Source organism: Streptomyces sp. SID5910 (assembly GCF_009862125.1).
Lineage (GTDB): Bacteria > Actinomycetota > Actinomycetes > Streptomycetales > Streptomycetaceae > Streptomyces.
The window spans coordinates 1-4811 of record NZ_WWHX01000889.1; the positions used below are offsets into that span (position 1 = coordinate 1).

Genomic DNA, 4811 nt, shown 5'->3' on the forward strand with positions numbered 1-4811 from the left:
GGATCGCGTCGAGGTCGAGGACGCTCGGCAGGTCGGAGACGTACGCGCCGAGGAAGTCGTAGCGGCCGGTGCCGGGGGCGGCGAGGGCCTGCGTGTAGGGGACGCGCCGGACGTCCTTCAGGCCGGCCGCGATGATCTCGTTGGCCCGGTCCTGGATCCAGGAGGTGGCGTCCGAGCCCGCGGGGCCGCCGTTCGGCGGGTTGTACTTGAAGCCGCCGTCGGCCGGCGGATTGTGCGACGGGGTCACGACCACGCCGTCCGCGAGACCCGAGGTGCGGCCCCGGTTGTGGGCGAGGATGGCGTGCGAGACGGCCGGGGTGGGGGTGTAGCCGTCCGCGGTGTCGATGAGCACGGTGACGTCGTTGGCGGCGAACACCTCCAGCGCGGTGATCCTCGCCGGCTCGGACAGGGCGTGGGTGTCGGCGCCCAGGAAGAGGGGGCCGTCGGTGCCCTGCGCGGAACGGTACTCGCAGATGGCCTGGCTGGTGGCGGCGATGTGGTCCTCGTTGAACGCCGTGGCCAGGGACGATCCGCGGTGCCCGGAGGTGCCGAACGCGACCCGCTGTCCCGGCTCGGCCGGGTCCGGGTGCAGGGCGTAGTACGCCGTCACCAGCCGGGCGACGTCGATCAGGTCCTCGGGGCCGGCCGGCTTTCCGGCTCGGTCATGCGTCATGCGCCCACTCCTCCGCGTCGGTCGGGACTTCGCTCGCGGTCCCATCTTCCCCTGTCTCAGGGGCTCTGTCCGACGAGCGGGCCGGAGTTAGGCTCGGCGTCATGACCGAGGTGGAGGTGCTGGAACTGCTGGTCTCGCCCGCGCACCGGCTGGCCGGGCGTCCCTCGCAGGGGCCCGCGCCCGGTCCGTCCGACGAGCGGGTGGAGCGGGTCGAGGTGCGGCGCGGTCTGGGGCTGGTCGGCGACCGGTACTACGCGCGGCCCGCGCACCGGGACGCGGCGGTGACCCTCATGGCCGCGGAGCACCTGCCCCTCGGCATCGACCCGGACGCCGGTCTGCGGCACACCCGGCGCAACGTCCTGCTGCGGGGTGTCGACATCGACTCCCTGGTCGGCGCGACGGTCTCGCTGGACTGCGGTGGCGGTCCCGTGCTGTTCGCCGTGAACCGCCCCGCCCGCCCGTGCGCCTGGATGGACGTCACCGTAGGCCCCGGTGCCCAGCGTGCGCTGCGCGGCAAGGGAGGCGTGCGGTGCACGCCCCTGAGCGACGGGGTGCTCACCGTGGGCCCGGCGACGTTCGAGGTCGTCGTCGGGCCGGGCGCCGCCGCGGGGCCGTCCGGCAGGTAGCCGTCCGGTGGACGTCAGATCCGGCCGCCGGTGAGCCGGGTGATGGGGCCGTGCGCCTGCCGCCCGGACCGGCGGCCCACCGCGTAGGACGCGGCGCTCAGGGCGGTGATGCCGGCGCCGACGCCCGCGGCGACGAGCTTGCGGTGGGCGATGACCGTCCACGCCGTCTTCGCCGTGGCCGCGACGTGCCCCGAGGTCGTGATGACCGCCTGCCGGCCGGCCTCGACGCCCTTGGCCGCCGTCTGCACGGCGCCGGTCGCGACCTGGGCCGAACGCTGGGCGCCGGCCTTGGCGGCCGACGCGGCGTCACCGGCCTTGTCGGCGGCGGCCTGACCGGCCTTCGAGGCGGGGGCGGTCGCCTTGTCCGCGACGCCGCGGGCCTTGGACTCGGCGGTCCGTGTGGTGGTGGGCTTCTGGTTCGTGTCCTTGTTCGGATCGCTCATGGACACCGCCTTGCCTGTCACTCCGACGGCAAACACGTACGCCGGGCTCTACCGCGTTCCCACGCCCGGGAAGCCGCGCCCGTACGCACGGCCCGCGGGCCGGCTCCTTGCGGGGTTCCGCCCAACGCGCCGTCGTACGGCGGTACTTGAGCGGCCGTCAGCCGACCGGCTGGACCGATGCCGCGGTCGGGGGCAGTTGGGCCGGGCTGACCTGTTCGCCCAGTACCTGCGCCAGGAACTGCACCAGCCACCGCTGCGCCGGGCTGCGCGAGGACTCGTGGCGGGCGTAGAGGGCGATCTCGATCGGCTCGGTCTCGAAGGGCAGCCGGACCAGGCGCACCCGGTGGGAGGCGGTGAAGACCTCCCCGACGTACTCGGGGACGATGGCGATCAGGTCGGTCTGCTCCAGCAGGTAGGGCAGCATCGAGAAGCGGGTGGCGTCCACGGCCACCCGCTCCAGCAGTCCGTGCGCGGCCAGCACCGCCCGGGGCGCGACATGCCCGCTCGGCCCGAAGACCGTCGCGTGGTGCTCGGCCGCGAGGTCGGGCAGCGTGACCTCGTCGCCCCGCACCCGGGGATGGTCGGCGGCGACCATCAGGACGTAGCGCTCCCGGAAGAGCGGGATGCGCGCGGTCAGGTGCGAGGTGATCACCGGGGTGGCCACGAACGCGTCGAGGTCGCCGCGGCGCAGCTGGCCCTCGGCCTCCTCCACGTCGAACGGGCGGACCGTGAACGACACCCCCGGCGCCCGCTCGCGCGCCGCGGCGACGAGCCTCGGCAGGAGGGTGGCCTCGCCGAGGTCGGAGAGGGCGATCGTGAAGCGGCCCGCCATGGTGCCGGGTTCGAAGGCGACGCCCTGCCGGACCGTCCCGTCGATCTCCGCGAGGGCGCGCTGGAGCGGCTCGTACAGGCGCCGGGCGCCCGCCGTGGGCGTCAGTCCGCGCCCGTTGCGGCGGAACAGCTCGTCGTCGAAGTGCCGGCGGAGCTTGCCCAGGCTGTAGCTGACGGTGGGCTGCGTGACGTGGAGCGTCTCCGCGGTGGCCGTGACGCTGCCGGTCTCGTACAGCAGGACGAAGACGCGGGCCAGGTTGAGATCGAAGGTGCCCATATCGATCGACTCTATATCGCACCTCTGAAACATCTATTGGTGCCCATGTCGCGGGGTGCCTAGCGTGTCGGACGCCACTTCGAAAGGAACGCCCGTGCCATCCGTGCGTCGTGTCTCCCACGAGTTCCTGGAGCGCCAGGGCCTCACCACCGTCTTCGGCAATCCCGGCTCCAACGAGCTGCCCTTCCTCGCCGGTCTGCCCGAGGGCTTCCGCTACGTCCTCGGTCTGCACGAGGGTGCCGTCGTCGGCATGGCCGACGGGTACGCCCAGGCGACCGGCCGTCCGGTGCTGGTCAACCTGCACGCCGCCTCCGGCTCGGGCAACGCGATGGGCGCCCTGACGAACGCCGTGGCCTCCCGCACCCCGCTGGTGGTCGTCGCCGGTCAGCAGGTGCGGCCCGCCGTCGGACCGGAGGCCAACCTGGCCAGCGTCGACGCCCCGGCCCTGATGAAGCCGCTGGTCGGCTGGGCGGCGGAACCGGCGTGCGCCGAGGACGTGCCGAGAGCGCTCGCCCAGGCCGTCTTCGAGGCCCGGCTCCAGCGCCGCCCGACCTATCTGTCCGTCCCCTACGACGACTGGGCCGCCGACGCCGGCGACAACAGCCTGGCCGTCCTCGACCGGCAGGTGCGGCGGGCGTCCGTGCCCGACGCGGAGCAGAGCCGCTGGCTGGCCGAGCGGGTCACCGCCGCCCGGCGGCCCGCGCTGGTGCTGGGCGGGGACATCGACTCGGCGGGCCTGTTCGACGACGCCGTCCGGCTGGCGGAGCGGCTGGGCGGGCCGGTGTGGGCGGCCCCGTCGCAGTTCCGGCTGCCCTTCCCGAACCGGCACCCGCTGTTCCGGGGCGTGCTGCCCGCCGGCATCGCGCCGGTCTCGGAGGCGTTCGAGGGCCACGACCTGGTGCTCGTGCTGGGCGCGCCGGTGTTCCGCTACCACGAGTATCTGCCCGGCCGGTATCTGCCGGAGGGCACGCGGCTCATCCAGGTGACCGAGGACGCCTCGGCCGCCGCGCGGGCCCCGATGGGCGAGGCGCTGGTGGCCGACCCGGGGGCGGTGATCGACCTGCTCCTGAAGACGCTGGACGCCCCCGCCGAGCCGGCCGGTGCCTACACGCCGGCGCCCGAGCCGCTCACGGCCGAAGGGCCGGGCCTGCATCCGGAGCAGGTCTTCGCCGCGCTGCGCGACGAGCTGCCCGAGGACACCGCGTACGTCGTCGAGTCGACGTCGACCAACGCGGCGTGGTGGCGCCAGATGGACCTGCGCGGCCCCGGCTCCTACTACTTCCCGGCGGCCGGCGGGCTCGGCTTCGGGCTGCCCGGCGCGGTGGGCGTGGCGATGGGGCAGCCCGGCCGCCCGGTCGTCGGCGTCGTCGGCGACGGCTCGGCCAACTACGGCATCACCGCCCTGTGGACGGCCGCCCAGCACCGGGTCCCGCTCACCGTCGTGCTGCTGCGCAACGGCACGTACGGGGCGCTGCGCTGGTTCGGCGGACTGCTCGGCGTGCCGGACGCTCCCGGACTGGACATCCCGGGGCTGGACTTCACGCGCATCGCGGAGGGCTACGGCGTCCGCGCCCAGCACGCCGGCGGTGTGGAGGAGCTGCGGGCCGCGCTCGCGGAACCGGCCGACGGTCCGCGGCTGATCCAGGTGGACACGGCGCTCACCACGCCGTCCTGACGCGTACCGACCGGAACGACCCGCCGGGCGCCCCGAGGCGCCCGGCACCCGAGGATCCCGATGGAGGGCAAGAGGATGACATTCCTGGACAGCGACGTCTGGGGCGGGAAGTTCTTCAGCGACGGCTGGCAGGACGCCCCCGCCGAGCAGCCGGTCGTCGAACCGGCCACCGGCGACCGGCTGGGCACCGTGGGCCTGAGCACGGCCGAGGACGTGGGCCGCGCCGCCGCCCGGGCCGCGCAGGCCCAGCGCGAGTGGGCGGCGACCCCGCCGCAGCGGCGGGCGG

At 74.7% G+C, this 4811-nt stretch carries 5 protein-coding genes and 1 pseudogene; 3 read left to right on the forward strand and 3 right to left on the reverse strand.

Annotated elements, in window-relative coordinates; all coding sequences use genetic code 11:
• Nucleotides 1-673, reverse strand: a pseudogene (locus tag GTW67_RS31335) (phosphoglucomutase, alpha-D-glucose phosphate-specific); the annotation flags it as partial.
• A gap of 101 nt (nucleotides 674-774) precedes the next feature.
• On the opposite strand from GTW67_RS31335, the gene GTW67_RS31340 reads away from it, so the two are divergent.
• A complete protein-coding gene (locus GTW67_RS31340) occupies nucleotides 775-1299 on the forward strand; it encodes an MOSC domain-containing protein (RefSeq protein WP_161168129.1) in 525 nt (174 codons plus the stop codon).
• Between the two features lie 14 nt (nucleotides 1300-1313).
• Here the strand turns inward: GTW67_RS31340 and GTW67_RS31345 are convergent, their stop codons facing one another.
• Nucleotides 1314-1742 carry a hypothetical protein gene (locus tag GTW67_RS31345; protein ID WP_202437950.1) on the reverse strand — a complete coding sequence of 143 codons (429 nt, stop codon included), beginning with the start codon at nucleotides 1740-1742 and terminating at the stop codon, nucleotides 1314-1316.
• Nucleotides 1743-1899: 157 nt separating this feature from the next.
• The gene (locus tag GTW67_RS31350) at nucleotides 1900-2850 is read right to left on the reverse strand and encodes a LysR family transcriptional regulator (RefSeq protein ID WP_161168131.1); all 951 of its coding nucleotides are present in this window, start codon (nucleotides 2848-2850) and stop codon (nucleotides 1900-1902) included.
• 94 nt (nucleotides 2851-2944) lie between these two features.
• Here GTW67_RS31350 and mdlC point away from each other — a divergent pair, with 94 nt between their 5' ends.
• Together mdlC and GTW67_RS31360 are read left to right on the forward strand one after the other, a co-directional pair.
• Entirely contained in the window at nucleotides 2945-4525 is a 1581-nt protein-coding gene (gene mdlC / locus GTW67_RS31355) for a benzoylformate decarboxylase (RefSeq protein ID WP_161168132.1), read from the forward strand.
• A gap of 75 nt (nucleotides 4526-4600) precedes the next feature.
• Nucleotides 4601-4811: aldehyde dehydrogenase family protein (locus GTW67_RS31360; RefSeq protein ID WP_161168133.1), on the forward strand; the 211-nt coding region annotated here is incomplete at its 3' end.

What these genes read in the sequence shown, in the direction of transcription:
- GTW67_RS31340 (WP_161168129.1), top strand. Translation starts at nt 775, where the DNA reads ATGACCGAGGTGGAGGTGCTGGAACTGCTGGTCTCGCCCGCGCACCGG.
- GTW67_RS31345 (WP_202437950.1), bottom strand. Translation starts at nt 1,742, where the DNA reads ATGAGCGATCCGAACAAGGACACGAACCAGAAGCCCACCACCACACGG.
- GTW67_RS31350 (WP_161168131.1), bottom strand. Translation starts at nt 2,850, where the DNA reads ATGGGCACCTTCGATCTCAACCTGGCCCGCGTCTTCGTCCTGCTGTAC.